We start from the raw sequence: 26,999 nt of genomic DNA on the forward strand, positions 1-26,999 counted from the left end.
GATCCGGCGGCGGTGCCGGTCGTACTCACGGTGGTCGGGGGCCGGGTCATTCATCAGGGGACGGGGCGGTACAGCCCCCCCGGCACTCTCAGCGGCGTTCCCGACGTCGGCGCCACGCCTCGATCAGCAACGGCAGCATCGACACCACGACAACCGTGGCCACCAGCGGCAGCAGATAGTCGTCGACGTTCGGAACCGACGACCCCAGGCTGTACCCGGCGAGGACGAGGGCCTGTGACCACAGCACACCACCCACGGTCTGCCACAGGGTGAAGGTGCGGACAGGCACCTCCAGCGCACCGGCCACGGGATGCAGCACCGTCCGCAGCAGTGGCACGAACCGGCCGATGACCAGTGCCTTCCCGTAGCCGTACCGCGCGAGCAACTCCTCGGCGCGGGCGGCCGCCGCCTTCACCCGGCGACTTGAGGTGCGCGCCAGCAGCGCCCGGCCGCCCTGCCGCCCGATCAGATACCCGACCTGTCCGCCCGCCACCGCCCCGACGGCCGCGCACACCAGCACCTGCCACAGCGCGAGCCGGGGCGGCTGGTGCGCGCCGCCGGCGCACAGCACTCCGGCCGGGAACAGCAGGGTGTCGCCGGGCAGGAAGAAGCCGACCACCAGCAGACCGGACTCCGCGAAGATCACCACCAGGACGCCGAGCGCGCCGAAGGCGGCCAGCACCGAGGCGCTGTTCAACGGATTGACGGCGATCACCTGGGCGCGCCTCCTGGCCTTCTCGCAGCCTCGTCGCGGGCCGCTTGCTCACCAGGATCGCCCGCCCGGCACAAAACCGCCCGCGTCCCTTCGGACGCGAGCGGTGTCTGCCCTCCTCTCCGGCCGGTCAGTGCGCGTGACCGCCCGCTCTCCCTGTGGCCGGACCCGGGTGTCTCGCCGGCGGCCGTCGCACCGTCCGCGTGGACCGCGAACGCGGCCGTGCCGTGAAGGAGACCTCCGGACCGGGCTCGGTGCCGCCGTCGCCGGGCTCGCCTCGACGCGGCGGACGCCTTCCCATGCGCCGCCGAACTACGGCCACTCTCCTGCGCGTTGCTGCGGCGCGGGCCGGGAGCCGCCGTCGTGCCGGGTCAGGACGGGGACACCTTCGTCATCGACTCCGACGACCCCCTCCTGACCCGCACCTTCGTCCATGCCCGTCGGGCGCTCAGCCGACGTGCAGGGTGAGCGCCGCCGTGTGCAGCCGGTCGGCCGTCCGGAACTGCAGGAACAGCCGCCAGTTCCCCGACTGGGCGAACTCGGCGTGGAAGGTCAGCGCCGGCCCGCCGTGGTCGCCGTCGACCTTGCTCTCCGGGTGCAGATGCGCGAAGGCCAGGTCGCCCTGGTGGAACGCGGTCAGGTGGGCGTAGGTGTCCAGATAGGGCTGGAGGTCGGTGACCGGCTTGCCGTCCTTGGTGACAGTGGCGGTGAGCTGATGGGCCATGCCGGCCATCGGGGCGCCCTTGACGGTGATCGTGTAGCCGTCGACCGTCGTGGTGCCGGACGGCTTGGCCAACGGCGTGGTCATCGCCATGCCGGGCACCTTCACGGTCCGGCTGAGGACGAAGTCCTTGCCCTTGCCCGAGCCGCTGTCCGGGACGAAGGAGGCGTACAGCCGCCAGGTGCCCGGCTGCAGCGCGGCCAGCGGCGCGGTCCAGGTGCCGTCCGGGGCCATGGCCGGGTGCACGTGCTGGAAGCCGGAGAGGTCGGAGCGGATGGCGTAGAAGTGCATGCGCTTCGTCTGGTCGACGGCGAACGCGGTGACCGGCTTGCCGTCCGGACCGGTGACGGTGAAGCGGTAGCCGGTCGCCTTGCCAGCGGTGAGGGTCGCGGCGGAGGAGGCCATCCGATAGCCGTCCTTCGCGTCGGCCAGCCCGTTGCCGGTCGCGGCGCTGTTCATGCCGGGCATGTTCGACATGTCGCCGGACGACGCCGACGCCGAGGAGGAGGGGGTGCCGCTGTGGTTCATGCCGGTCATGGAGCCGTTGTCGGAACCGGAACCGGAACCGGAGTCGGAACCGGAGCCGCAGGCGGTCAAGGTGAGGGCGAGGGCCGCGGTGGCGGCGGCCGCCGCGAGAGCGTGACGAGTCGTCCGGTGAGCCTTGGACATGGGTGTGTCTTTCCAGGTGGGCGCCGTACTGCGGCGCGGGTGAACGTGGGTCCTGGCCGGGCCGCGGCGCTTGCCGCACCGGGGCCCGGGGGACACGTCACGTCCGCGCGACGCACACCTGGAGCAGGAGGTCCCGTCCGCCGGCCGGCGGCCCCCGCCGCCGGGCCTCGCCGTACGCCCGCCGGGCCCACGGGAGCAGGGCGGCGGCGGGCAGTGCGCAGGCGAGCGCGCTGAGTGGGGGCAGTGGGAACGTGGAGCGAGGGGTGGTGGCGAGGCACAGCGCGCCCCGCATGGACTCGGCGAGGTGTGTGCCGGCCTTGGCGGCCACGGCGCCGGGGGTGTGCGCGGCGGGCGTCGACGGCATGACAGCCGCGCTCGCGGCCATCGCGTCCGGCGCCGATCGCGTCACAGCCGTGTGTGTCACGGCCGTATGCGTTACTGCTGTGCGCGTCCCTGCCGTGCGCGTCACGTCCGCATGCGTCATGGCCGCATGTATGGGTGCCGTGTCCGGCATGGCCCCGTGGCACCCGCCGTCGGCCGCGGCCGGGCCGCCGTGCATCAGGAACAGCCCGAGCAGCACCGCGACCAGCACGCAGGGACGCACCAGCCGCCGGCGGGCGCCGGCTGCACCGGGGGCGGACTGCGGGGCAAGCACGGCATCACCCTACCGGGCCCACTTCGCCGACACGCGGTACTGCTGCTCCGGTGTCCGCGGCCGTGGCCCGCACTGAGCGGTCCTGCCGGGCCCGGACCCAGGCCGCGACCGGCTCGGGCCGCGGTGCCGTCACCCGGCCGCTCTGCGCCGGCGCGGCCACGGCCGAGGCGCACGCCACTCCCGTCGCCGTGAGCGCCGCCCAGGCCGGCCAGTGGGTGCCGTGGCGCAGCGCAAAGTCCCACAGGGCGCCGACGACCAGGTTGCCGAGGGTGATGCCCAGGCGGAGACGGTGTTGGAGAGGCCGTAGTGCGTGGCGACGAGGCGGTTGCCGGAGAGGGCGACCACGGTCTCCATCCCGAAGGGGTGGACCACCGCGGAACCCGCCGCGAGGAGGACGACCGCCGCCACCAGCGAGCCGAGCAGCGCCGGGGACGACACCGGCGGCGCGAACACGAGCGGAAGGAACGCCGGCCCCATCGCGAGCAGCCCCCGCACCAGCACAGCTGCCCGGCCACGGCGACGGCGGCCGAGACGACGAACAGGCCGCTCGTGACCGCCGTACCGCCGGACCCGAGGGTGTCGGCGGCGGCGAGCGGCAGCGCGCGGCAGACCTGGAAGGTCAGCACGTAGAAGCCGGTCGTCGCCGTGGCGAACAGCAGGAACGGCTGTTCGCGACGACAGTGCGCCACTGTTCCGCCACGCCGCCGTTCCCGAGGCCGGCCGGGTGGCCGTGGCGAGCGGGCAGGGCCCGCCACCGGAGCAGGGTGAGCGCGGCGAAGACGGCCGCGGCCGTCGTGCACTCGAGACGGAAGTCGGCCGTTGGCAGGGCGAGTCCGACGAGCGGACCGAGCAGCATGCCTGCCTGGCGGTGGACGTCGAAGACGGCGAACGCGTCGACAGGCCGTTCACCACCCTCGGCGGCCAGGCCGGTGCGGATGGCGGGGTTGAACAGGCGCCCGCGAAACCGGTCGCGGCAGAGGCGATGATCAGGGCGGGCAGGGAGTCTACCCAGCCGAGCAGCCCGAAGCCGACCGTGCGCAGCAGGCAGCCCGCCCAGGCCGACGGGCACGTGAAGTGACGAGCCGTCGCGGAGGTCCGCAGCGTCACCGAGGCCGAGTGCATCGACCGGCCTGTCCAGCCCGCGGCAGTGGCTGAAGCGCAAGCCCGGTCGAGGGCCTTCGCCGTGGCCACCGCCGACGGCATCCGCAGTCTCCCGCCGGAGTTGCTGCGCAGGGGCCGGTGCGGCGAGCTGTTGTTCGCCGGCCTGCCGGACGGCGTGGACCGCAAGGAGATCATCGAGCTCTCCTCCCACCGCTGTCCGAAGACGGACCCCGAGCCGGAGCAGGTGGACCGGCTCCTGCTCGACGCCTTCGCCGACACGGTGGCCCTGTGCCGCGTCGACCCCGAGCAGGCGCCCCACCGTCGCGGTGGATCGTCTTCATGGACGAGTGACCACCACGACCTGGCACCGCCCGCTGTGCGCCCTCCGCTCGCGGCCAACTGGGGTTCGAACACAGGGGCGAGAGCCGCTATGATCTCCGCGGCAAGGCTGTAGCGCAGAGGTCGTCGCGCCCAAGCATCGAGCTGGAGGACGTCGGTTCGAATCCGACCAGCCTTGCCGCCCTTGTCGTGGAGGAAAGTCGATTGGCGTCGGTTCGTCCTGGGCGGGCGGAGGGCGATGCCGCCCTCGGCGAGCCGGGCACCGGCGATGGACCGGTGGAGTGGTGATGACGCAGCCGACACCCGTACGCTGCCCCGCGATCGAGCACCCGGACATCCCGCTCAGCGATCCCACCGCGCTGGAGCCGCTGCTCGACCGGCTGCGGTCCGCCCAGCCGGTCGAGGCCGACGAGACCTTCCCGCTCGGCACCGTGCGCGCGGACGGGCGTATCGACCTGTGCAAGCAGGGTCTCGGAGCGGCCGGCGCCGCACGGCTGATGCCCGTGGCCGCCGCCTCCGCGCACGCCGCCCATGTCCTGCTCGGCACCAACGCCATCGGCGACGACGGCGCCCGCACGGTCGGCGACGCGCTCGTCGACGGCCATGGCCTGCACACGCTCTACCTCGGCTGCAACCGCATCGGCCCCGAAGGCGTCACCGCACTCGCCGACATGCTGACCACCGACGGCACCGTCCGCGCCCTGTGGCTCAAGCGCAACCCGGTGGGCGACGACGGCGCCCGCGCGCTCGCCGCGCTGCTCCGCCGCACCACCACGCTGCGCACCCTCGACCTGGTCAACACCGGTCTGACCACCGACGGACTGCGGGCCCTGTGCGACGCCCTCACCAGTCGGCCCAGCCCCGTGGAACGCCTCTTCCTCGGCGGCAACGGCCTGACCGCCGCCGCTGCCCCGCTGCTGGCCGCGCTGATCCGCGAGGCGGGCGTGCGCGAGCTGTACCTTCCCGCCAACCACCTCGGCGACGAAGGCGCCGCGATCCTCGCCGCCGCCGCCGACCCCGCCCGGCCGGTGCGTCTCGGCCTGGGCGGCAACGGCATCGGCCCCGCCGGAGTCCGGGCCCTCGCCGGCTCCCTCGACGGGATCGAGGCACTCGACCTGGGCCGGCCGCTGTCGGAACGCAGCCTCGGTGCCCCCGGCAACACCACCGGCGACGAAGGCGCCCACGCGCTGGCCGCCGCCCTGCCGGGCAGCCCGCTGCGTCGGCTGGAGCTGCGCCACACCGGCCTGACCGGCCGGGGCGCGAAGACACTGCTGACGGCGGTGACCGACAACTCGCCCCTGGAGTACGTCGGTCTGGGGCCCGGCCTGCCCCGCAAGGTGAAGCGGTCCTTCAGCCGGCGGCTGAGGCCCCTCGGCAGGACGCATCCCGACCTGCGCGCGATAGGGAGTGTCTACCGTTGAGCGCTCGTGGTGAACTCCGCTGCTTCCCCCGGGACGAGGCGGCGAGCATGCGCCGGATCCGCCGGTACGCGGTGCCCCGCTGGATGATCGAGCGTGCGACCGCGTGCCGTCTGGCCGGTGACTGGCAGGGGGCCTGCGCGGCGGCGAACGTCGACGTCACCTTCGACCTGGCCGAGGTCGCCGAGCACTGCGACGACGACGTCGCCGCCGCCCTGGTGGACGACCTCCGCCATTTCGCCCCGGACCTGGTGCGCTGGCACTTGCCGCGCGTGCTCGGCGGGCGGACCACGCTCGCCACGGGCACGACGGTCGTCCTCGCGCGCTACCGCCCGAAGACGGCGGGCGAGGGCCGCCTGGCCACGCCGTATCTGCACGTCACCACTCCCGCGATGGTCGACGGCCCGCAGCGGATCGCCCTGCGGTTCAGCACGGTCGAGAGCGAGCAGACCGCGGGCGTCTTCGGGCAGTTCACGCAGGACTGGCGGTCCGCGCGGCACCTGTGGGACGCACGGCACGCGGCCGAGCTGCGCGAACGGTGCGGTGGTGGCGCGGACCGGCCGCCGTACTTCCATGCCGACGCCACCCCGCGCGGCACGGACGAGCTGCCGACGGCCGACCCCGGCGACAGCGACCCGGCGGCGCGGGCCGAGTGGGCCACGCTGCTGCACCAAAGGGGCGAGACACAGGCCGCCTTCGCCGCCGCCGGCATCGAACTGGACCTGACACCCCCGCAGCAACAGGGCTGGTACCACGCGGACCCGGAGCAGCTCGTGAGCGGGCTCGCGCTCGACCACACCCGCCTGGAGCCGGAAGTCCGCCGGCAGGTGGCCGAGGGCGTCGGCGACCGCTTCCTCATCGGCGCGCACTGGCGGACGTTCATCCTGCTGGAGCCGAGGGACGCAGGCGGGCTGCTGGCGCGAGCCGTGGACCGAGGCGAGGTCAAGGGCGAGCCCTTCCTCGCCGAGGCCTTGTGGCGCAGGCTTCCCGACCTCGACCTGATGCGTGCCGGAGGCGTCGCGGCGCAGGATCTGCATCCGCTCGTCCGCGAGGCGCTGTTCCCCGCCCTCCAGGTCCCGCAGGGCCCGGTCGGCCCACCCGGACCGGCGGTTCCGCCGCCCGTGCGGGTCCGGTGCCGCGGGGAGTGGCACGAGGTGGCCTTCCGGCCCGGCGATCTGCTGCGCATGCCGCACAGCGACGAGGAACAGCAGCGCGAACGCGCCATGCGCGCCTTCGGCGGTGCCGTCGCGGGTTGCTTCGCCGTGGAACAGACGTGGACCTCCGGCGAAGGCCGCCTGCCCAAGGCGCTGCGGGCCGGGCGCCAGGAACTGTTCCTGCGCGCCCAGCACGGTGACACCCCCGGCGTGCTGGAGCTGCTGGACGCCGGTGTCGATCCCCGGGTACGGGACGCCTCCGGGCGCACCCTGCTGCACGTACTGAACCTCCTCGACCACGAGACGCTGCTGCCCCGGCTGCTGGCGGAGGGACTCGACCTGGAGGCCCGCGACCGGCGGGAGCGCACCCCGCTGTTCGTGGCGGTCAACGACCTGGGTTCGAAGGCGCTGGTGGAGGCGCTCGTCGCCGCCGGCGCACGGCTCGACGTGACCGACCAGGACGAACTGTCCCTGGCCCAGCTCGTGCGCCGATACAAGCGGCCCGACCTGGCCTTCCTCCGGGAACGCGTCGAGGCGGAGCATCCGGGCGTCGGCGCCGAGTGGTGGGACGAGTACCTGGACGAGCAGGAGCAGTACGCCGAGGACGACGCCGACGACGAGGAAGAGCTGTCCCTTTGAGCACCGACCGCACCGCAGCCCCCACCGCGCCGGCCGGCCCGCTGGCGGCCGCGGACGACCTCAACCGCAGGCTGCGGACGCACCGGACCGAATCCGCCGTGAACCCGCAGCTGGAGGCGCTCGCCCTCGCCGTGACCGCCAATCAGCCCGTGCTGCTGTGGGGCGAGCCCGGCATCGGCAAGTCGGCCGCCCTGGAGCAGCTCGCCGCCGGGCTCGGTCTGCCGCTGGAGACGGTCATCGCCAGCGTGCACGAGCCGTCCGACTTCGCCGGCCTGCCCGTCGTCGGTGACGACCCGGCCGTGACCGGGGTGCCGATGGCCCCGCCCGACTGGGCGGTCCGCCTCGCCCGGGCCGGGCAGGGCCTGCTCTTCTTCGACGAGCTGTCCTCCGCACCGCCGGCCGTGCAGGCGGCGCTGCTGCGGGTGGTGCTCGAACGGCGGGTCGGCAGCCTGGTCCTGCCGGAGGCGGTGCGGATCGTCGCCGCCGCCAACCCGCCGTCCAGCGCGGCGGACGGCTGGCATCTCAGCCCGCCGCTCGCCAACCGCTTCGTGCACCTCGCGTGGACCCACGACCCCCGGACGGTCGCCCGCGGCATGGCCGGCACCTGGCCCGAGGTGACCGTGCCCGTCGTCGCCGCCAAGGTGCCCGGTGCGGTCGCACGGGCCCGCGGCGCGATCTCCGGCTTCCTCACGGCCCGGCCCGGCCTGGTCCACCACATCCCCGGCGACGCCGAGAGCCGGGGCCGGTCCTGGCCGTCCCCCCGGACCTGGGAGATGGCACTCCGGCTGCTCGCCACCGGGTTCGCCGCCGGCGCCGGCCGCGAGGCGCTGGCCGCCGCGCTCACCGGCGCCGTCGGGGACGGCGCGGGCATCGAGCTGCTGTCCTACCTCGAACACCTCGATCTGCCCGACCCCGACCGGGTCCTCGCCGACCCGGACGCCTTCGCCCTGCCCGACCGCGGCGACCGGCAGCTGGCGTTCCTCATCGCCGTGGTCGCCGCCATCCAGAGCGACCTCACCCGGCCCCGGTGGGAGGCCGGCTGGGCGGTGCTGGCGAAGGCCGTGGACGCGGGCGTACCGGACGTGGCCGCCCGGGCCGCCACCGACCTCGCGGCGATGCGGCACCTCGACTGGCCCGTACCGCCCGGCATCGACGGGTTCCTCGACCTGCTGCAGATGTCCGGGGCGCTGCCCGGCGGCAGCAGGTGAGAGGGGCGCGGATGACGGACGACCCCCGCCGCGCCCTGGACATGACCAAACTGCTCGCCGCCCGTTACCGGGCGGCGAACGACCGGCCGTACCTGGCGTCGGCGTTGTACGCCCTGACCGTCGTACCGAGCACAGAGGTGCAGACGATGGGGGTCGACCGGCACTGGCGCTGTTATGTGTCCCCCGCCTTCGTCGACGCGACGCCGGTGCCCGAGCTCGCGGGCGTCTGGGTGCACGAGGTGGCGCACCTGCTGCGCGACCATCACGGCCGAGCGGACCGGCTCCCGGCCGCCGCCCAGCGCGACCGGCACCGCGTCAACGTCGCACAGGACTGCGAGATCAACGACGACCTGCTCGCCGACGGCCTGCGCCTGCCCGAAGGCCGCATGGAGCCGCGCCTCTTCGGCCTCCCCGAGGGCCAGTTGTTCGAGGTCTACCTCGACCGGCTGCCACCGCAGGTGCGGGCGCCGGACTGCGGATCGGGCGCCCACGGCCGGCCCGCGCCCTGGGAACTCCCCGACTCCGCCGGCCCCGCCCGGCTCGGCGAGGTCGAGGCGCAGGCCCTGCGGCGGCAGACCGCCGAGGCGATGCGCGCCCATCAGCGCACCCGCGGCACCCTGCCCGCGGGCTGGCAGCGCTGGGCCGAGGAGACGCTGGAGCCCACCGTGGACTGGCGGCGCGCGCTGTCCGGCGCGGTCCGCGAAGCCGCCGCGTGGGCCGGCGGAGCCGTCGACTACACCTACCGCCGTCCCTCGCGCCGGACCTCGGCGCTGCGCGGTGTCGTCCTGCCGAGCCTGCGCCGGCCGCTGCCGCGGGTGGCGGTCGTCATCGACACCTCCGGTTCGATGGGCGACGCCGAACTGGCCGCCGCCCTCGCGGAGGTGACGGGCGTGCTGCGCGAGGTGGGGGTACGGGGCAATCGCGTGACCGTGCTCGCCTGCGACGCCGATGTGCACGCCGTGTCCTGGGTGGCGGCCACCGAGCAGATCACCCTGGGTGGCGGTGGCGGCACGGACATGCGTGTCGGCATCGAGGCGGCGCTCGCCACACCTGACCGCCCGAGCATCGTCGTCGTCCTCACCGACGGCCACACCCCCTGGCCCGACGAGCCCCCGCCCTGCCGCATCATCGCGGCCCTGATCGGCTCCACCGCCCCACAGCCGCCCGGCTGGGTGGAGACGGTACGCATTCCCACCTGACGCCACCGAGGCAGGGCCCCCACCGGGTCGCGGTCACTGCCCCGGACGGCCTCCTGACCCACCGGGTGCGGCCGGCCGGACGCTGGCGGCCGGGAACTCCTCACCCCTCCGCGTGGCGAGGCTTCGCCGGAGCGCCCGGTCGACGCCCCGCTGTACCGGCGATGGGTGATTCCGAGGAGCGCAGGTGTTCCCTCAGCCACTGCTCGGTGTTGTTGACGTGCAGGAGGGCGGCGGCCTGGCTCAGGAAGGCGTCGCGGGTGGAGAGGGCCGAGAAGATCGCCTCGTGTTCGGCGAGGGTGCGGCCCGCGGCCTGATCGTCGACCAGGCCGCGCCAGATCCGGGCGCGCAGCGTACGGCCCGAGACGCCTTCCAGGAGCGTGAGCAGCGAGTCGTTGCCCGTGGCGGAGACCACGGCCCGGTGGAAGGCCGCGTCGTGGGCGTTGAGCTGCTCGACGTCGTCGCGGGCCTCGCGCATGGCGTCCAGATGGTGCTTGACCTCCGCCAGCTGGTCGTCGGAGATCCGGGTGGCGGCCAGCGCGGCGGCCGCCGGCTCCAGGAGCCGACGGACCTCCATCAGGTCCAGCAGCGCGGCCGAGTCGCTCTGGAGGAGTTCCACGGCGCCGCCCAGGCCCTCGAACAGCAGGCTGGGCTCCAGGCTGGTCACGTACGTGCCGTCACCTCGCCGGACATCCAGCACACGGGCGACGGCCAGTGCCTTGACGGCCTCGCGCGCGAGATTGCGGGACAGGCCCAGCTGGGCGGCGAGGTCCGCCTCCGGCGGCAGCTTCGACCCCGGAGGCAGCGCACCGCTGCGGATCAGCTCACGGATGTGCTCGATGGCCTTGTCGGTCAACGACACCGCGCGCTCCTCCCGCGACCGGCCCGCGCCGGCACGTCCGCCCTGATCAGGCCCCGAGCGCGAAGATCGGCCCAGAGTCCGTCGGGAACGGGCCGATGGCGAAGCTCCGCGTTCCGCTCGACCTGTTCGAGGTTCCGCATGCCCAGGGTGACGTTGATGATACTGGGATGCGTCCGGGGGAAGGCGATGGCAGCAGCGGGCAGGCTCGTCCCGTGCGCCACGCAGACCTCGGCGATCTCCCGGGCGCGCGCGACCCGCTCCGGAGGAGCCTCCCGGTAGTCGTACTTCATTCCCTCGGTGGGCCGGTCGTGGGAGTCGTGGGAGAGCAGCCCGGAGTTGAACATGCCGACGGCGACCACACTCTTGCCCAGTTCCCGCGCGGCGGGCAGGTCGTCCAGTGCCGACTGGTCCAGCAGCGTGTAGCGCCCGGCCGGCATCACCACGTCGGCGGCGGTCTCGCGCAGGAAACGGGCGAGCATCGCCGACTGGTTCATGCCCGCGCCGATCGCGCCGATCACTCCCTGCGCACGCAGCTCCGCCAGGGCGGGCATGGCCTCCTCGGCGGCCTGCCGCCAGTGGTCGCGGCTGAAGTCCCACTGTCTGCGCAGGTCGTCCCGTACGGCGAAACCCTCGCTGTCGACACCGCGCGGCTGCTCGTCGGGCACGAGGAGCCGGCCCGCCTTGGCGGACACCACGTACTCGGCGCGCGGCAGGTGCCGCAGTGCCGCGCCCCGGCGGCGCTCGGAGAGGCCGAGACCGTAGTGCGGCGCGGTGTCGAAGTACCGGATGCCGGCCGTCCAGGCCGCCTCGACCGCGGCAGCCGCGTCCTTCGCCGGGGTGACCTCGTAGAGGTTGCCGATGACGCAGGCTCCGAAGCCGAGTTCGGTCAGCTCGACCGTGGTGTTCCCGGTCTTCCGGCGCCCGATGGGCCACCTGAAGCGCTTCGGAGAGTCGGTCTACGCGACCCGGCCCTGGACAGCGGCGGCAACGTGGCCTCCGGGTCCGACCTCAAGCAGTGGACCTGGGACGGCAGCCCGAACCTGCAGTGGCGGGCCGAAGAGGTCGGTCACCGGTCAGGCAGGCGCCGTGGAACGGCGGTACGAACCAGCAGTGGACGATCACCCACCGAGGCGACGGCCGCCACACGATCGCCAACCGCACCACCGGCCTCGTCCTCGACGGCGGCGGCAACGTCGCCTCGGGCTCCGTCACCAAGCAGTGGACGTACGGAAGCAGCACGAACCTGCTGTGGACCTTCACCGCTGAGTGACGGGAGGGCTCGCGAGGGCTTTCGCGGGCGGCGCGATCAGTGCCGGGCGAACTGGAGACCGGTCGGTTGCACGACGTTCGGCCGCAGCGCGATCCCGCTGACGGTCAGTTGCTGACCGTAGAGGTCCGTGATTCTGATCGCGTCGCCGCACCCGCTGCCGTCGGCGGAGATGAAGGAGTTGTAGCCGGTACGGGGGGGGGGCAGCTGCCGCCAGCCCCCTGCGGTGCGCACCTCCAGCCCGGCGAGCGGATTGCGGTGTCCGATCGCCGGGATGCCGCACCAGTAGGGGCTGGAACCGGTCTTGTACCGGATGGAAATGGTGCCGGACGCACTGGGGCTCAGCAGGCTCCAGGTGATCGGGATCCGGCCGGCCTTGAGGTCGGCGAGTTTCGCGAAGGCCTGCCGGCTGAGGTCGAGTTGCCCGGGTGCGCAGGGCAGCGGGCACTCGTTGGTGATCCGCACCTGACGGAGGCGCCGTTCGCCGCGCGGACGAGCGGAGTGCGACGGCCGCGGCGGCAAAGCCGTCGGCCGCGGAGACCCCGCGTCCCCCACGCACTGCGCAGTGGCCACAGGAAGCGAAAAGGTTGCCTACGAGTCCCTGCGAAGCCCGTGCCGGACGCGAACGGAGGTGTCCGGCAGGGCTCAGCGGTTGAACGTCAGGGGCGGTGCCGCGTTGCGGGCCAGCGCGTGGGCCTGGTCGGGCCACCAGGCGCCGGCGGGCGGGTCGACGATGCCGTACTCGGGGTCGATCGTGCCGCCGGTGTTGCGCGTGCAGCTGCCGTCGGATTCACCAGGGGTCTTGATCCACAGATAGGCATCGACGAGCGGGACGCCGGTGTGGGCGGTGGGGCGTGGTCCGAGACCGCGGCCTGGCGCGTTGCACCAGATCTCCGGGTCACCGCTGTACTTGCCCGGCGGCGGGGTCCAGGCGCCCCGGCCGTTGCGGCTGGTGTCGATCACGAAGTGACGCAGCTCGTCGGCCGGCGGGTTGCCCACGTTCTGGTCGAACCAGGCGTCGGTCCACCGCCAGGTGGCGGGGTCCGTGGGGGAGACGGCGTCGCCGGGGGCGCCGTCGTTGGGGGCGGCGGACGAGTAGTACTGGCTGGCGCACCAGTCGGTGTGGCCGCGCGCCTGCTCGGGACCCTTGGTGGCGAACCAGAGGCACTTGGCGATCCAGGTGCCGTATCTGGCGTTGTGGTCGGTGGGGTGGTTGTTGGAGACGTTCAGGGCGAAGCCGTCGCCGTACTGGACCCCGGCGTCCTGCAGTCGCTGGGCGATGTCGCCGACAGACCGCCACTGTACGTTGCCGGCGTCCAGGTAGACCGCGGTGCGCGGCCGGGCCTTCAGGGTCTTGACGGCGTACGCGAGGTCGGCGATGCGGGCGGCGGTGAGTTCGCCGCTCGGGTCCGTGGTGGGCCCGCAGTCCTTGGGAAGGTTGGCCAGGCCGTCGGGCTCGACGACGATCACCGCCTTGTCGTCGCCTATGCCGGCGGCGAAGGCGTCGATCCACTGGCGGTAGGCGGCGGAGGATGCGGCTCCGCCGCTGGAGTACTGGGAGCAGTCCCGGCCGGGTATGTCGTAGGCGACCAGGACGGGGGTCCGGCCGACGGCCCGGGCCCGGCGGACGAGTGTGTGCACCTTGACGCGCACCTCGTCGGGCGTGCCGTCGGTGAACCATTCGGCCTGCGGCCAGCTCGCGAGCCTGGCCATGTTCGTGGCGTCCTCGATGTCGCCGTTTCTGAAGTCGACGAGGGCCTGCTTCGCCGCCTTGCTGTGCGGGTCCACATAGAACTTCGTGGCCGGGGTGACCACGTCCTGTGTGGGTGTGGGTGTGGGTGTGGGTGTGGGCGTGGGCGTGGCCTGAGCCTGCGTCGCGGTGAGGGCGGCGCAGACAGTGAGCGTCGCGATGACGGCGGCCGCGCGGCGCCTCGGGTTGCGTGGTTTCATGACTGCTCCTGAGCGGTGGATGGATGAGGGGGGCGTCTGCCCCAGGACGGTCCGATCAGTAGCCGTAGATCATCTTGTAGGCGACCTCGGGGAGGAACTGTCCGGCCGAGGAGCCGGTTCCGACGCCGCAGTTGCCGTCGGACTCGCCCGGGGTCTTGATCCACAGCAGCATCTCGGCACCTCCGCCCGTCTGGGTCGGGGTGCCGATACGGCGGCCTGAGGGGTTGCACCACTGGCCGTTGGAGCCGTTGCCGTTGCGGCTGGTGTCCACGACGAACGGCTTGGTGTAGCCGTAGCGGGCGCTGAGTTCGCTGTTGACGGCGTTGCCGTAGGCGATGTTCTCGGCCGTGGTGTAGTAGTTCGAGATGTTGAGCGAGAAGCCGTGGGCCTGTCGCAGGCCGGCTTCGTGGAGGCGCTGGGCCATGGTCGCCGGGCTCGCCCAGCCCGGGTTGCCGGCGTCCAGATAGACCCAGGTGTTGGGTGCCTGGCGGTTGAACTGCGTGAGGGCACCGGTGATCATGCCTTCGCGTTCGTCGATCTGAGCCCGGGTCATGCAGCCGTAGTCCGCGAGGGAGTCCGGTTCGAGGAGGACGACGGCCGGGCGGTTGGCGATACCGCCGGCGAACTGGGCGATCCAGCTCGCGTAGGCGGACGGCGAGGCGGCTCCGCCGGCGGAGTGTCCGCCGCAGTAGTCGCGGTTGTAGATGTTGTACGCGACGAGGACGGGCAGCTTGTGCTGGTGGTCCGCCGCGCCTGTGTAGGCGCCCGTGGCGGTGCCGATGGTGCCGCTCCAGGAGCCGAACCAGTGGGCCATCGGGGTGTTGGCGATGGAGGCGTTGATCGCGGGCGCCCGGCCGTCGCCGGGGTTGGCGGCGACCCACCGTTTCACGCTGGAGTCGGGGTCCACGTAGAACCCGCTTGTCATGGTGGTCGGGTCGGCAGCGTGGGCGGACGGTGCGACGGCGAGCGCCAGCGGCAGGGCGAAGGACGCTGCCACGAGGGCGCGCAGTCTGCGGCGCATGACTGTACCTCGACTTCCTGACGGAGATGCCCCGCACGCTCTCGTCCCGGGACGGACGTGCGACGCCGAATATGTGGGAGCGCTCCCATTTGGAAGCGGTACCAGATGCTGGAGGGAACCTTGGGGTGTGGCCGGTATCGTGTGATGAGCTGTTCGAGCTGTCAAGGGAGTTGTGCAATGCTCCCTTCGCATGGCGGAAAAGAGGCTCTACAGTCTTGAAAACTGGAAGCGCTACCAGCCGCTTGCCGTCCGGCTGAGAGGGAGAGGCTCACGGTTCATGGCAGCAGATACGCCACGCCGGCAGTCGACGCTCGACGAGGTGGCCGAACTCGCCGGCGTCTCCCGCTCGGTGGCCTCCCGCGTCCTCAACAACGCCCCGCACGTCAGCCGCGTCAAACGCGAGGCGGTCGAACGGGCCGTCCAGCAGCTCGGTTACGTACGCAATCCGACCGCCCGCGCTCTGGCCAGCCGCCAGACGGGAGCGGCCGCCCTGGTTGTCGCGGGAGAGGAGCCGTCGATCTTCGCGGACCCTTTCTTCGCCCAGGTGATCGTGGGGGCGTCGGCCGCTCTGGAGGAGGCCGACCTGCATCTGATGCTGTGCCTGGCGGCCTCCGACCGGGGCCGCAAGCGAGTGGAGGAACTCCTTCGGTCCAAGGGCGCCGACGGCGTCATGCTGATGGCACTGCGCGAGAACGATCCGCTGGCCCGTATGGCCGAGGAGGCGGAGATGCCCGTCGTGTTCGGCGGACGCCCGGCCGCTTCGGCTGCTCCCCGGTGGTACGTGGACGTCGACAACGCCGGCGGAGCGCGCGAGGCCACCGAGCATCTGATCTCGCGTGGCCGGACTCATGTGGCGGCGATCTGCGGGCGTCTGGACACCGAGGTCGGGCGCGCCCGGTACCGCGGCTACCGGGACGCCGTGCTGGCCGTCGGCCTCGAACCGTACCCGCCGCAGGAGGGGGACTTCACCGAGCCCAGTGGAGCCGCCGCCATGGCCGCATTGCTGGCGAACCACCCTGAGGTGGACGGCGTGTTCGCCGCCAACGACAACATGGGGGCGGGAGCGCTGCGCACGTTGCGTACGGCCGGCCGACTGGTCCCCGACGACGTCGCGGTGGTCGGTTTCGACGACCTGACTGTCGCCCAGGTCGCCGATCCGCCGCTCACCACCGTTCATCAGCCCATAAAGGCCTTCGGACGAGAGATGGCGCGCATGCTCGTCGCGCTCATCAACGGACAGGAGCCCACCCCGCTGATCCTGCCCACCCGCTTGGTCACCCGCTCCAGCTCCTGACGGCCGTGATCCCGACGCCCGGCGTGGTTGCCTTGCCTCTGGACGAAGAACGCCAAGAACACGGCCGACACGGAGCCGATCAGCAGTCGCCCACGCCCGTCCAGAACGCAAAGGCCGCCGGCCGGGGAGCGGGCGAGGGGCACCAGGAGACCTTGTATCCATCGGACTCGGCGTACGTGACGAGGGAGCCCTGTCAGGCGGACAGCATCGAGACGACGGTTCCGCCCTGGGGCAGGCGGCGCTGCGCAAGGCGCCACACAGTGATCAGCGCATCGCGCGATCGACTCGCGACGGCCGGCCGGTGGGTGCGGCGGCTGTACTGGAGCGCAGCGAGATCGGCGGGGTCAACAGGATGTGCCGAGGCGGGGTGTTCGGCGCGGCGATGCGTTCCATCAGCAGGGAAACGGCCTTCTCCCCCATGTCCAGGGCCGGTACGTCCGCCGCCGTGAGCGGCGGACGGAAGTCTTCGGCCCAGATCCTGGCCGCGACTCCGGTGACGGAGAAGTCGTACGGCACTTCGAGGCCGCTGTCCGCCAGCGCGCGCTCGATGCCGGGCAGCGCGGCCTCGTTGATGGTGGTGACAGCGGTGAGGTCCGGATGGCTGCGCAGGAGCGCTTCGACGCATTCCTGGCCGGAGCGGGCATCGTCCCCGCACGGCACTTCGATGCCGTCAAGACCGCGTTCCGCCACGGCCGCTTCGAAACCCTCACGGGCCCTGTGTGCGGGACCGTAACCGGCCGAGATGAGTTCCCTGGAACGCGTGACCAGGGCCACCCGGCGGTGCCCCAGATCGGCGAGGTGCCGCACACAGTGCTGGACCAAGCCGGCATAGTCGACGTCGATCCAGGACATCTGGTGATCGCCGGCTGTGTGCCCGATGCCGACGAAGGGCAGCCCCGCGGCCTGGAGGCGACCCACACGAGGGTCCTCCAAGCGGATCTCCATCAGAATGACACCGTCCACCCGGCTCCCGGAGACCAACCGCTCGAAGGAACCGTCGTGAACCCCGCCGGACGGGGACAGCAGCACGTCCAGATCGACCCGGGCGGCGGCGTCGACCACGCTGGCGACGAAGTCCAGCTGCATGTGGGTGAGCCTGTTGCCGGCCGGCGGGATGACGAGACCGATCGTCCGGGTCCGGCCCTCCTTGAGTGCCCTCGCGGTCGCGTTGGGGCGATATCCCAATTCGTTGATCACGTCTTGGATGCGTCTGCGGGTGCCGGCCGAGACCGGTCGTTTGCCGCTGAGCGCGTAGGACACCGTGCTGCGTGACACACCGGCGCGCCGAGCGATCTCCCCGATGTTCATGCAGCTCCCCAAGCACTTACCCGCGATCGTCAGGGTACCCCGCGCGCATCGGTTTGCCATGGGGTCGGGAAGGGCGTGAGACGTCAGGCCCTGGAAGGCGGCTGCCGCCGGAGTACACGGTGAGTTCGTGGGAGGCGCTCTGGGACCAGATCTGGTTCGCCGCGCCCGTGCAGTCACGGATCTGCGTACGCGTACCTGCCCTCGTGGATGCGCTCGGCCGTCGGTGCGGCTGTTGGTCTCGACGCCGATCACGATGAAGCCGAAGGACGACAGCGAGGCGATGTCCGGCTTCACGGGAGTACGCGGCACACAGGCCGGCAGCGCCCCCTTCAGGCCCGCCTTCGTGTTCGTACCCGTGTGCTGCTGTCCGCCACCCCCGCAGGCGGACAGCGACGGAGCCAGTGCGGCCGCTCCCGTGCGGCCGCTCCCGCGACCGAGGCGGCTGCGCCGACGAAGCTTCTGCGATTCACCTCGTTCGCCATGGTGGCGGCCCCTTCCCCTGAGAGAGCGTTGAAGCGCTTCACTTGGCAGGCGAAGTTGACGGAGATGTCTCGTGCGAAACGTGAGTGCGAGCACCGGAGAAGGTTTCTTTTCGCAGGTCCATTGACAGCCTGTCATGACGGTGGCAGCGTCGATGCGCTTCGACATTCCGACCTTCGACCCGACATCCACCTGCGCCTGTTGAGGGGTCTGACTCGTGGGATCTCTGGGATCTCCCTCCCTTTCCGCCACCGCCCGGCTGCCGTTCCGGGATCCCGCGCTTCCGCTCGGAGAGCGCGTCGACGACCTGCTGGACCGGCTCACCCTGGACGAGCGGCTCGCCATGCTGCACCAGTACGTGCCGCCCGTCCCCCGCCTGGACATCGCCTCGTTCCGCACCGGGACAGAGGCGTTGCACGGCGTGGCCTGGCTGGGGGTGGCGACCGTCTTTCCCCAGGCCGTGGGGCTGGGAGCCACATGGGACGAGGATCTGGTACGCGCCGTCGGGGAGGCGGTGTCGGTCGAAGTGCGGGCCTTCCACCGGCACCGGCCGACTATGACCGGGTCCGGCACCAACAGCCTGCAGACCTGGTCACCCGTCGTGAACCTGCTGCGCGACCCGCGATGGGGTCGCAACGAAGAGGGCTACTCCGAGGACCCGTTGCACACCGCGCGCCTCGGTACCGCGTACTGCCGGGGCCTGGCCGGAGATCATCCCGACTTCCTGCGCGCCGCCCCGGTGCTCAAGCACTTCCTCGCCTACAACAACGAGAACGACCGCTGCGTCAGCTCCTCCGGCCTGCGCCCCCGCGTGCTGCACGAGTACGACCTGGCCGCCTTCCGCCCGGTCATCGCCTCCGGCGCGGCCACCGGCGCGATGGCCGCCTACAACCTGGTCAACGGTCGCCCCTGCCACGTCAGTCCGCTCATCGAGGACGAACTGCGGCGCTGGGCACGGCAGGCGGGCCAAGAGCTGTTCGTGGTCAGCGATGAGGAAGCGCCCTGCAACCTGGTGGAATTGGAGCACTACTTCGAGGACCACGCCGCGTCCCACGCCGCCGCGCTGAAGGCCGGCATCGACAGCTTCACCGACCACCGCGAGGACAGCGCGACCGTGATCGGCCGGCTCCGCGAAGCGCTGGAACGCGGACTGATCGAGGAGGAGGACGTGCGTCGGGCGGTGCGCCGCCAGCTGCAACTCCGTTTCCGGCTCGGTGAGTTCGACCCCGATCTGGACCCGTACGCCGGCATCGGCCCGGAGATGATCGACTGCCCCGAGCACCGCGCCCTGGCCCTGCGCGCCGCGACCGAGTCGGTGGTTCTGCTCAAGAACGACGGCCTGCTGCCCTTGGACGCGGAGCAAGCACCCCGGATCGCCGTCGTCGGGCCGCACGCCGACGCCCTGTACGAGGACTGGTACAGCGGCACCCCGCCGTACCGCGTGAGCATCGCGACAGGTCTGCGCGCCGCGCTCGGAGACGGCGGCGGCGAGGTGGTCTGTGTGCCGGGCGCCGACCGGATCAGGTTGCTCTCCCGTACCTCCGGCCGGCCACTCGGCGGGACTTCGTTCGACGTCCAGGAGTGGGGCGACGGCGTCCTCACTCTGTGCGACGCCGGCACCGGCCGCTACCTCGGCCTGAAGGACGACGCCTCGCTCGTCGCCGACCGGACGCTGCTCAAGTCCTGGTTCGTCGATGAAACCTTCCGTCTGGAGCCCGACCCGGACGGCGAGGCCGACACCTACCTGCTCCGCAACGTGCGCAGCGGTCGCTACGCCGCACTCGATCCCGCCGACGGCCAGGTGCGCGTCACCGCCGAGAGCCCCGAGACGGCCGAGCGCTGGCAGCGTGAACTGCTGCGCGACGGCACGGCCGAGGCGCGGGCCGCCGCCGAGGAGGCCGATGTGGCGATCGTCGTCCTCGGCAACCACCCGATGATCAACGGCCGGGAGACCGAGGACCGTACCGGAATCGGCCTGCCCGAGACCCAGGAGGCGCTGCTGCGCGCGGTCGCCGCGGTCCGCCCGCAGACCGCGCTGGTCGTCATGAGCAGTTACCCCTACGCCGTCGACTGGGCCGACGCCCGCCTGCCGGCCGTGCTGTGGACCTCCCACGGCGGACAGGAGACGGGCCGGGCCCTGGCCGCCGTCCTGCTCGGCGCGGCCGACCCCGCCGGACGGCTGCCGCAGACCTGGTACCGGGGCGAGGACACACTGCCGCACCCGCTCGACTACGACATCATCAAGGCCGGCTGGACGTACCAGTACCACCGGGCCGCGCCCCTCTACCCCTTCGGACACGGCCTGTCCTACACCGACTTCACCTACCGCGACCTGCGGCTGTCCACGCCGGACATGGCCCAGGACGGCGCAGTGGACGTCTCTGTGACCCTGGCCGACGCGGGCACCCGGTCCGGGAGCGAGGTGGTCCAGCTCTACGTCCGGGCGGTCGGCGCCCGCTACGAGGCCCCCCGGCTTCGGCTCGCCGACTTCCGCAAGGTGCGGCTCGCACCGGGGCACAGCCAGGAGGTGACCTTTCGGCTGCCGGCCGAACGGCTGGCGCACTGGGACGTCACCACGGGCGCCTTCACCGTCGATCCCGGCCGCTACGAGGTGCTCGCCGCCCGCTCGGCCGAGGACATCGTCCTCAGCGCGCCGGTCACCGTGACCGGTGCCCCACCCGCACCGCGCGCATGGGTGGGCCGACGTACCCTCGCCGCCGATTTCGACGACTACGCGGACATCACCCTGGTCGACGCCACCCGCGCCAGGGGCGATGCCGTCGCCCCGGCGGATCCAGCTCACCCGGCGACCCTGCTGTTCCGCGGCGCGGACCTCACCGGTGCCTTTCGCTTCGAGGCCGAGGTCGCCCGCGAGACCGCCGGACCGGGTGAGGCGCGGCTGGAGGTGAGGGCGGGAGACCGTCTCCTCGCGGAGACTGCCGTACCGGTCACCGGCGACCGCCACACCTGGGCGACCGTCACGGCCGTTCTGGCGACGCCGGCCGATGGCCACCACGATCTGCGGCTCACCCTGCGGGGCGACTTCCGGCTGGCTTCCTTCCGGTTCACCCCGCCCGATGAGGCACCTGCCCGGCGCGGCGAGGAGGGCGCCGAGTGAGCGCCCCGCCTTTCCCGACGCTGCCCGCCGGGTTCCGTTTCGGCGCCGCCACGTCCGCCTATCAGATCGAGGGCGCCCACGACGAGGACGGCCGCGGGGCCTCCATCTGGGACATCTTCAGCCACACACCCGGTCGGACGCGCGCGGGTGCCACCGGCGACACCGCTGCCGACCACTACCACCGCCACCGCGAGGACGTGGCTCTGCTGCGCGGTCTCGGCGTCGACACCTACCGCTTCTCGATCGCCTGGCCCCGTCTGCTGCCCCAGGGCACCGGCCCGGTCAACGCCAGGGGCGTGGACTTCTACGACCGCCTCATCGACGACCTGCTGGCCGCCGGCATCGCTCCCGCCGTCACCCTCTACCACTGGGACCTCCCGCAGGCTCTGGAGGACCGAGGAGGCTGGCGCGTGCGGGAGACCGCCGAGGCGTTCGCGGAGTACGCGGCCCTCGCCGCCGAGCGCTACGGCGATCGGGTGGACCACTGGATCACGCTCAACGAGCCCTACTGCTCGGCCTTCGTGGGCTACGCCGAGGGGCGGCACGCGCCCGGGGCCGAGGAGGGCCGTGGCGCGCTGGCGGCCGCCCATCACCTGTTGGCCGGTCACGGCCTCGCGGTGCGGGTGCTGCGTGCCGCAGGCGCCCGGGAAGTCGGGATCACCCTCAATCTGGACCGCATCCACGCCGCCTCCGACCGGCCCGCGGACTGCGCCGCCCGCCTGCGCGCCGAGACCCTGCACAACGACATCTGGACGGAACCGCTCTTCGCCGGACGCTACCCCGCGCACGAGGCCGAGACCTGGGCCGGGCTCGCCGACGGCCCCTGGCGGCTGCCGGGCGACCTGGACCTGATCGGTGCCCCGCTGGACTTCCTCGGCATCAACTTCTACCGGCCGCTCACCGTGGCCGCCGTACCGCATCGCGTGGCCGACCCCGAACAGCGCACCGCCGTGGACATCGGCGTGGCCGAGCTGGACCCGTACGGGACCCGGCACACCACCATGGGCTGGCCGGTCGTCCCGTCCGCCCTCACCGAGCTGCTCTGCGACGTCCATGTCCGCTACCCGCAGTCGCCGCCGATCTGGATCACGGAGAACGGCTCGGCGGAGGCCGACACCATCGCACCCGACGGCCGGGTCCACGACGGCGACCGTATCGGCTACCTCGCCGACCACCTCACCGCCGTGGCCGAAGCCGTCGCCGCCGGTGTGGACGTACGCGGCTACCACGCCTGGTCGCTGCTGGACAACTTCGAGTGGGCGCGCGGCTACGACCAGCGCTTCGGCCTGGTCCACGTCGACTACGCCACCCTGACCCGCACCCCCAAGGACAGCTACCACTGGTACCGGGGTCTGATCACCGCGCACCGTGCGCGCACGGAGGAACCTGCCCGATGAAGTTCACGGACGGCTACTGGCTCATGCGCCCCGGCTGCACGGCCCGCTATGCCACCGAGGTCGCCGACGTCCGCGCCGACGATCACCGGATGACCCTGTACGCGCCCGTGAAACACGTGAGTCGGCGCGGTGACACCCTCAACAGCCCGCTGCTGACCGTGGAGTGCTGGTCTCCGGCCGAAGGGGTCATCGGTGTGCGGACGACCCACCATGCCGGATCGGTGCGCCGGGGACCGGAGTTCGCGTTGCCCGGCGCCGGCGCGGACGCCGGCAAGGTGCGCCGGGACGGGGCGGTGCTGGAGCTCGTCTCCGGCGAACTGGCGCTGCGCGTGGACACGGAACAGCCGTGGCGGCTGGAGTTCGCCGCCGGCGGTCAGGTGCTGACCTCCGCCGGTGAGCGCGGCACGGGGTTCGTCACCGACGCCGAAGGCCGCCATCACATGCTCGCCCAGCTGTCGCTGGGGGTGGGAGAACTGGTCTACGGCCTGGGGGAGCGCTTCACCCCGTTCGTCAAGAACGGGCAGGCGGTGGACATCTGGCAGGCAGACGGCGGCACCAGCAGTGAACAGGCTTACAAGAACGTCCCGTTCCACCTGACCAACCGTGGGTACGGCGTCTTCGTCAACCACCCCGGGAAGGTCAGCTACGAGGTCGGCTCGGAGGCCGTCGGCCAGGTCCAGTTCAGTGTCGAGGACCAGTCACTGGAGTACTTCGTCGTCCACGGCCCGACCCCGAAACAGATCCTGGAGCGCTACACCACGCTCACCGGCCGCCCGGCCCTGCCGCCGGCCTGGGCGCTGGGCCTGTGGCTGACCACGTCCTTCACCACCGACTACGACGAGGCCACGGTGGGCCGTTTCATCGACGGCATGGCCGAGCGCGGGATCCCGCTGAGCGTGTTCCACTTCGACTGCTTCTGGATGCGTGCCTACCAGTGGTGCGACTTCGAGTGGGACCCCGAGACCTTCCCCGACCCGGCGGGCATGCTGGCCCGGCTGAGGCAGCGAGGACTGCGCGTCTGCGCCTGGATCAACCCGTACATCGCCCAGAAGTCGCCGCTGTTCGAGGAAGGCATGCGCGAGGGCCACCTCGTACGCCGTCGGGACGGCAGCGTGTGGCAGTGGGACCTGTGGCAACCGGGCATGGCCTTGGTCGACTTCACCAACCCGGCGGCCCGTGACTGGTACACCGGCAAGCTGCGCAGACTCCTCGCGCAGGGTGTGGACTGCTTCAAGACCGACTTCGGCGAACGCGTTCCCACCGACGTCGTCTGGCACGACGGCTCCGACCCGGAGCGGATGCACAACTACTACACCCACCTCTACAACCAGGCCGTCTTCGACCTCCTGCGCGAGGAGCGCGGCGAGGGCGAGGCGATGCTGTTCGCCCGCTCGGCCACCGCCGGGGGCCAGCAGTACCCCGTGCACTGGGGCGGGGACTGCGGCTCCCACTTCAGCGCCATGGCCGAGTCACTGCGCGGCGGGCTCTCCCTCGGCCTGTCCGGGTTCGGCTTCTGGAGCCACGACATCGGCGGTTTCGAGGGCACTCCCACCCCGACGGTCTTCAAGCGCTGGGTGCAGTTCGGCCTGCTCTCCTCGCACAGCCGACTGCACGGCAGCAGGTCCTACCGCGTCCCGTGGGACTACGGCGAGGAGGCCGTCGAGGTCACCCGCGCGTTCGCCCTCCTCAAACACCGCCTCGCCCCGTACCTCCAGCGCGCCGCCCAGCAAGCCCACACCACCGGCGTCCCGGTGATGCGGGCCATGGTCCTGGAGTTCCCCGACGACCCGGGCGCGGCGGCACTCGACCGGCAGTACATGCTCGGCGACGACCTGCTCGTCGCCCCCGTCTTCACCGACGACGGCACGGTCGAGTACTACGTGCCCGAGGGCGCGTGGACCAACATCCTGACCGGTGTCCGGGTCACCGGCCCCCGCTGGGTGCGCGAGCAGCACGGCTTCCACACCCTGCCGCTGCTGGCCCGCCCCGACTCAGTCATCCCCTTCGCCGCCGACGACCAGCGCCCGGTCTCGGCCTGGGCGGACGGCGTCGAGCTGAGGCTGCACGCCTTCGCGGACGGTGCTCGCCGCACGGTCGTGATCCCGTCTGCGAACGGCCCCGGCGAGGCGGCCCGCTTCGACGTCCGCCGCGAGGGCGACCGCCTCCGCGTCACGACCGACAGCCCGTACCCCTGGCGGCTGCGGACGGGCGGCCCCGACGGCACCCTGCACACGAACATCGCGGGGCCCGCGACGACCGAGTTCCGGTACGAGGAGTGATCCTTCCGCGCATGTCACACGGCCGCGAGACGATCGCACGAGCGGGGAAGGCCCCTGATCGCCTTCGTAGCAGGTGCCGGCGGAGCGGCGGCTGAGGGAGGGGTCGTTCGCGTTGCAGTGCTGGTTGACGTTGTCCCGGCTGTCGGTCCCGGTGCTGCCGCAGTCGAAGCAACAGCCCATGACGGCGCGGAGTCCCCAGTGCTCAGGTCCCGTCACGCGGCGGGTGCGTCGTGGTGGAGGATCCTGGCCAGCCAACTGCGCCGCCGAAGCCGTGGCAATTCGCCGGCCAGCAGCAGGCGAACAGTCTCCTCGGGGCTCAGGACCGTTCGGCTGCCATGGCGGTGCCAGTAATGGGCGAGTCTGCGTTCCAACTCCCGCCGGTCGTGGGCCTCGGTTCGCAAGGCGACCACCGGGCCGTTGGCCTCCTCGGAAGTGAGCAGGTCCACGACCCGGCCGTCGGTGGTGTACGCCGCATAGGCGCTGCTCGCGACGCCCGCTGGTTCAAGCCGTTCCTCTGCCACCTGCAACGAGTCGAACACCATGAGTTCCTCATCCCGGTCGAAGACCAGGATGACGTCGGCTGGATGAACCACAGTTCTCGCCCTCCCGATTGATGCGTGGGAAACCGCCAGGACGCCTACGACCAGGCAGTCGGGGCGTTGGCGAAGTCGGTCAGACGATCTTTCCGCGCCATCGTGGAACGACGCGCTCCCAGTCCTCCTCCCACCGGCGTGGACGCCGACGATCCAGCAGCGCATGGCCAGTAGCGCATGAACAGTCTCCACACGTGGCGGTGAGACGACCACGCGTGTCCAGGCACACAGTGACCCGGCCACCGGCCTTCGCGGTGGTCTCGACCTCAGCCCGGCCACCTGTGGACGGCGCAGCCCTTTCCCATCCAGCGCACCGTCGCCCACGCCGGCGGGTCCTTCTGCGTCCCGCTCCCTCGCCGGGGTCTTGACGCTGTCGAGGAACCCCGTCGCGACGGCATCCCCCACCACGCCGCACACCCGCACGACGAGCATGAGCCGAGCCTCGTCCACATCCGTGCGCCGCCTGAGCGGATTGTGCCTCCACTGCCACCGGCGCACTGTTCCGCTTCTTCCGGGGTTTCCCCGTCCTGGGCGAACAATCGCTCTCACGCTCAGGCTGCTCGCCACCCGTGAGAACGGTACGTCGCCCCGGACCGGGATCTGGTGACGGAGCTCACACTGCACCGGCCAGATAGAGCCGACTAATGACCCCAATGGAGGGAAAGTCGATAAAAGAAGCATAAATCCCTCTCGCGGAGAGGAGGACGGCAGCAATGTCGTATCCACAGCAACCCACTGGCATGACGGGACACCCCGAGATTGCAGAGATGCGGGAGCGACTGGAACGCACAGCCTCCACGGGCAGGGCGATCGCCCTTGAGGGGCTGATCCTCCTGGCCGGTGTGTACGCCGCGATTTCGCCCTGGGTCGTCCACTTCTCGGCACAGCCCGATATCACTGTCAGCAACCTGATCGTCGGCATCGCCGTCGGCGTGATCGGGCTCGGCCTGACCCTCGTTCCGGAGCGGATGTTCCGCGTGGCGTGGACCATCGTGCCCCTCGGTGTCTGGCTTCTGATCTCCCCCTGGGTAGTCACCGCCACGCACGGCGCCCGGGCGGGCATCATCTGGAACAACTGCTGGCTCGGCGCTGTCACCATCCTGCTGGGCCTGGCCGCGATGGGCCTCACCATTGGGATCACCCGCGGAACCCATCGCTGAATCCATGATCGTCGCTACACGGCAAACGCCGGCCAGGGTCAGGTGATCACCTGGCGACGGCACGAGCACCCCAGCCGTTGCCCGTCCGCCGGCGGTTCACGATCGACCGGGCCTGGGCGGCCGGCGGGATCTGCACGCCGAGCTGCAAGCCCCCGTCCGAAAGTGAGGTCGGCAGGCGGTGGCCAGTGGCAGGGCGGCGTACAACGCGTCGGCGGACGTGTCACCGGTGAAGATGCGCCCGGTGCAGTTCCCGCCGTGCGCGGCCGGAGCCAGACCGACGATCACCAGCGGCGCCTCCGCCGGGCCGAAACCGGGCACGGGACGCGCCCAGCACTCCCGGCCCCCCCAAAAGCCCTGCGTCTGACCCGCGCGGGCCTCCTCCCACCACGTCACCAGGCGCGGACACGCCCGGCAGGTGACCACCGCCGCGTCCAGTTGGCTCGGTGAACCCATTCGGG

The 26,999-nt window shown here is 72.0% G+C and carries 21 protein-coding genes, 1 tRNA gene and 2 pseudogenes; 12 read left to right on the plus strand and 12 right to left on the minus strand.

The window, feature by feature from the left end; translation table 11 throughout:
• Positions 1-88 precede the first annotated feature (88 nt).
• The 4 genes and pseudogenes from LE548_RS23550 to LE548_RS23565 form a co-directional block, all read right to left on the minus strand.
• Positions 89-715 (minus strand): DedA family protein, encoded by a 627-nt coding sequence (locus LE548_RS23550; protein ID WP_225098931.1) that lies wholly within the window; start codon positions 713-715, stop codon positions 89-91.
• A 445-nt stretch (positions 716-1,160) separates the two neighbouring features.
• Complete coding sequence (locus LE548_RS23555; protein WP_225098932.1) at positions 1,161-2,102, minus strand: hypothetical protein; 942 nt, start codon at positions 2,100-2,102, stop codon at positions 1,161-1,163.
• Positions 2,103-2,199: 97 nt separating this feature from the next.
• Entirely contained in the window at positions 2,200-2,757 is a 558-nt protein-coding gene (locus LE548_RS23560) for a hypothetical protein (RefSeq protein ID WP_225098933.1), read from the minus strand.
• Positions 2,758-2,860: 103 nt separating this feature from the next.
• A pseudogene (locus LE548_RS23565) lies at positions 2,861-3,810 on the minus strand (MFS transporter); the annotation flags it as partial.
• Between the two features lie 94 nt (positions 3,811-3,904).
• Between LE548_RS23565 and LE548_RS23570 the strand changes: the two are divergent.
• The 6 genes from LE548_RS23570 (at position 3,905) to LE548_RS23595 (ending at position 9,815) form a co-directional block, all read left to right on the plus strand.
• Positions 3,905-4,312: a hypothetical protein gene (locus LE548_RS23570; protein WP_225098934.1), complete on the plus strand. Its 408-nt coding sequence runs from the start codon at positions 3,905-3,907 to the stop codon at positions 4,310-4,312.
• Positions 4,303-4,375: transfer RNA gene (locus LE548_RS23575), tRNA-Arg, on the plus strand. Before LE548_RS23570 ends, LE548_RS23575 begins: the two co-directional genes overlap by 10 nt.
• A gap of 109 nt (positions 4,376-4,484) precedes the next feature.
• Positions 4,485-5,618, plus strand: coding sequence for a gala protein (locus LE548_RS23580; protein ID WP_225098935.1), 1,134 nt, complete (start codon positions 4,485-4,487; stop codon positions 5,616-5,618).
• Entirely contained in the window at positions 5,615-7,408 is a 1,794-nt protein-coding gene (locus LE548_RS23585; RefSeq protein ID WP_225098936.1) for an ankyrin repeat domain-containing protein, read from the plus strand. Before LE548_RS23580 ends, LE548_RS23585 begins: the two co-directional genes overlap by 4 nt.
• Positions 7,405-8,616 (plus strand): AAA family ATPase, encoded by a 1,212-nt coding sequence (locus LE548_RS23590; RefSeq protein WP_225098937.1) that lies wholly within the window; start codon positions 7,405-7,407, stop codon positions 8,614-8,616. The genes LE548_RS23585 and LE548_RS23590 overlap by 4 nt, the downstream gene beginning before the upstream one ends.
• Positions 8,617-8,627: 11 nt before the next feature.
• Positions 8,628-9,815, plus strand: a complete 1,188-nt coding sequence (locus LE548_RS23595) for a VWA-like domain-containing protein (RefSeq protein WP_225098938.1) — start codon at positions 8,628-8,630, stop codon at positions 9,813-9,815.
• A 100-nt stretch (positions 9,816-9,915) separates the two neighbouring features.
• On the opposite strand, the gene LE548_RS23600 is transcribed toward LE548_RS23595, so the two are convergent.
• Together LE548_RS23600 and LE548_RS23605 are read right to left on the minus strand one after the other, a co-directional pair.
• Complete coding sequence (locus tag LE548_RS23600) at positions 9,916-10,674, minus strand: FadR/GntR family transcriptional regulator (protein WP_225098939.1); 759 nt, start codon at positions 10,672-10,674, stop codon at positions 9,916-9,918.
• Positions 10,665-11,600, minus strand: a complete 936-nt coding sequence (locus LE548_RS23605) for an aldo/keto reductase (protein ID WP_225099028.1) — start codon at positions 11,598-11,600, stop codon at positions 10,665-10,667. The genes LE548_RS23600 and LE548_RS23605 overlap by 10 nt, the downstream gene beginning before the upstream one ends.
• A gap of 42 nt (positions 11,601-11,642) precedes the next feature.
• Between LE548_RS23605 and LE548_RS23610 the strand changes: the two are divergent.
• Positions 11,643-11,944 (plus strand): annotated as a pseudogene (locus tag LE548_RS23610) (RICIN domain-containing protein); the annotation flags it as partial.
• Positions 11,945-11,980: 36 nt separating this feature from the next.
• Here LE548_RS23610 and LE548_RS23615 read toward each other — a convergent pair.
• The 3 genes from LE548_RS23615 to LE548_RS23625 form a co-directional block, all read right to left on the minus strand.
• The gene (locus tag LE548_RS23615) at positions 11,981-12,406 is read right to left on the minus strand and encodes an expansin EXLX1 family cellulose-binding protein (RefSeq protein WP_374116162.1); all 426 of its coding nucleotides are present in this window, start codon (positions 12,404-12,406) and stop codon (positions 11,981-11,983) included.
• Positions 12,407-12,586: 180 nt separating this feature from the next.
• On the minus strand, positions 12,587-13,891 hold the full coding sequence (locus LE548_RS23620; RefSeq protein WP_225098940.1) for a glycoside hydrolase family 6 protein: 1,305 nt from the start codon (positions 13,889-13,891) through the stop codon (positions 12,587-12,589).
• Positions 13,892-13,946: 55 nt separating this feature from the next.
• Positions 13,947-14,912 (minus strand): glycoside hydrolase family 6 protein, encoded by a 966-nt coding sequence (locus LE548_RS23625; RefSeq protein ID WP_225098941.1) that lies wholly within the window; start codon positions 14,910-14,912, stop codon positions 13,947-13,949.
• Positions 14,913-15,189: 277 nt separating this feature from the next.
• Between LE548_RS23625 and LE548_RS23630 the strand changes: the two genes are divergently transcribed.
• Positions 15,190-16,206, plus strand: coding sequence for a LacI family DNA-binding transcriptional regulator (locus tag LE548_RS23630; RefSeq protein ID WP_225098942.1), 1,017 nt, complete (start codon positions 15,190-15,192; stop codon positions 16,204-16,206).
• Positions 16,207-16,470: 264 nt separating this feature from the next.
• On the opposite strand, the gene LE548_RS23635 is transcribed toward LE548_RS23630, so the two are convergent.
• Entirely contained in the window at positions 16,471-17,514 is a 1,044-nt protein-coding gene (locus LE548_RS23635) for a LacI family DNA-binding transcriptional regulator (protein WP_225098943.1), read from the minus strand.
• 706 nt (positions 17,515-18,220) lie between these two features.
• Between LE548_RS23635 and LE548_RS23640 the strand changes: the two genes are divergently transcribed.
• Genes LE548_RS23640 through yicI form a run of 3 tightly spaced genes read left to right on the plus strand, consistent with a single transcriptional unit; the run spans position 18,221 to position 24,788 of the window.
• Positions 18,221-21,112 carry a glycoside hydrolase family 3 protein gene (locus tag LE548_RS23640; protein ID WP_225099029.1) on the plus strand — a complete coding sequence of 964 codons (2,892 nt, stop codon included), beginning with the start codon at positions 18,221-18,223 and terminating at the stop codon, positions 21,110-21,112.
• The gene (locus tag LE548_RS23645) at positions 21,109-22,509 is read left to right on the plus strand and encodes a GH1 family beta-glucosidase (protein WP_225098944.1); all 1,401 of its coding nucleotides are present in this window, start codon (positions 21,109-21,111) and stop codon (positions 22,507-22,509) included. The genes LE548_RS23640 and LE548_RS23645 overlap by 4 nt, the downstream gene beginning before the upstream one ends.
• Positions 22,506-24,788 (plus strand): alpha-xylosidase, encoded by a 2,283-nt coding sequence (gene yicI / locus LE548_RS23650; protein WP_225098945.1) that lies wholly within the window; start codon positions 22,506-22,508, stop codon positions 24,786-24,788. Before LE548_RS23645 ends, yicI begins: the two co-directional genes overlap by 4 nt.
• 212 nt (positions 24,789-25,000) lie before the next feature.
• Here the strand turns inward: yicI and LE548_RS23655 are convergent, their stop codons facing one another.
• Positions 25,001-25,381, minus strand: a complete 381-nt coding sequence (locus LE548_RS23655; RefSeq protein ID WP_225098946.1) for a hypothetical protein — start codon at positions 25,379-25,381, stop codon at positions 25,001-25,003.
• A gap of 713 nt (positions 25,382-26,094) precedes the next feature.
• On the opposite strand from LE548_RS23655, the gene LE548_RS23660 reads away from it, so the two are divergent.
• Positions 26,095-26,541, plus strand: a complete 447-nt coding sequence (locus LE548_RS23660; protein WP_225098947.1) for an SPW repeat protein — start codon at positions 26,095-26,097, stop codon at positions 26,539-26,541.
• 96 nt (positions 26,542-26,637) lie between these two features.
• On the opposite strand, the gene LE548_RS46565 is transcribed toward LE548_RS23660, so the two are convergent.
• Positions 26,638-26,994, minus strand: a complete 357-nt coding sequence (locus LE548_RS46565) for a uracil-DNA glycosylase family protein (RefSeq protein ID WP_374116163.1) — start codon at positions 26,992-26,994, stop codon at positions 26,638-26,640.
• Positions 26,995-26,999 lie beyond the last annotated feature (5 nt).

The organism is Streptomyces sp. CoH27, from assembly GCF_020181035.1.
In the GTDB taxonomy this organism is placed as follows: Bacteria; Actinomycetota; Actinomycetes; order Streptomycetales; family Streptomycetaceae; genus Streptomyces; species Streptomyces camelliae.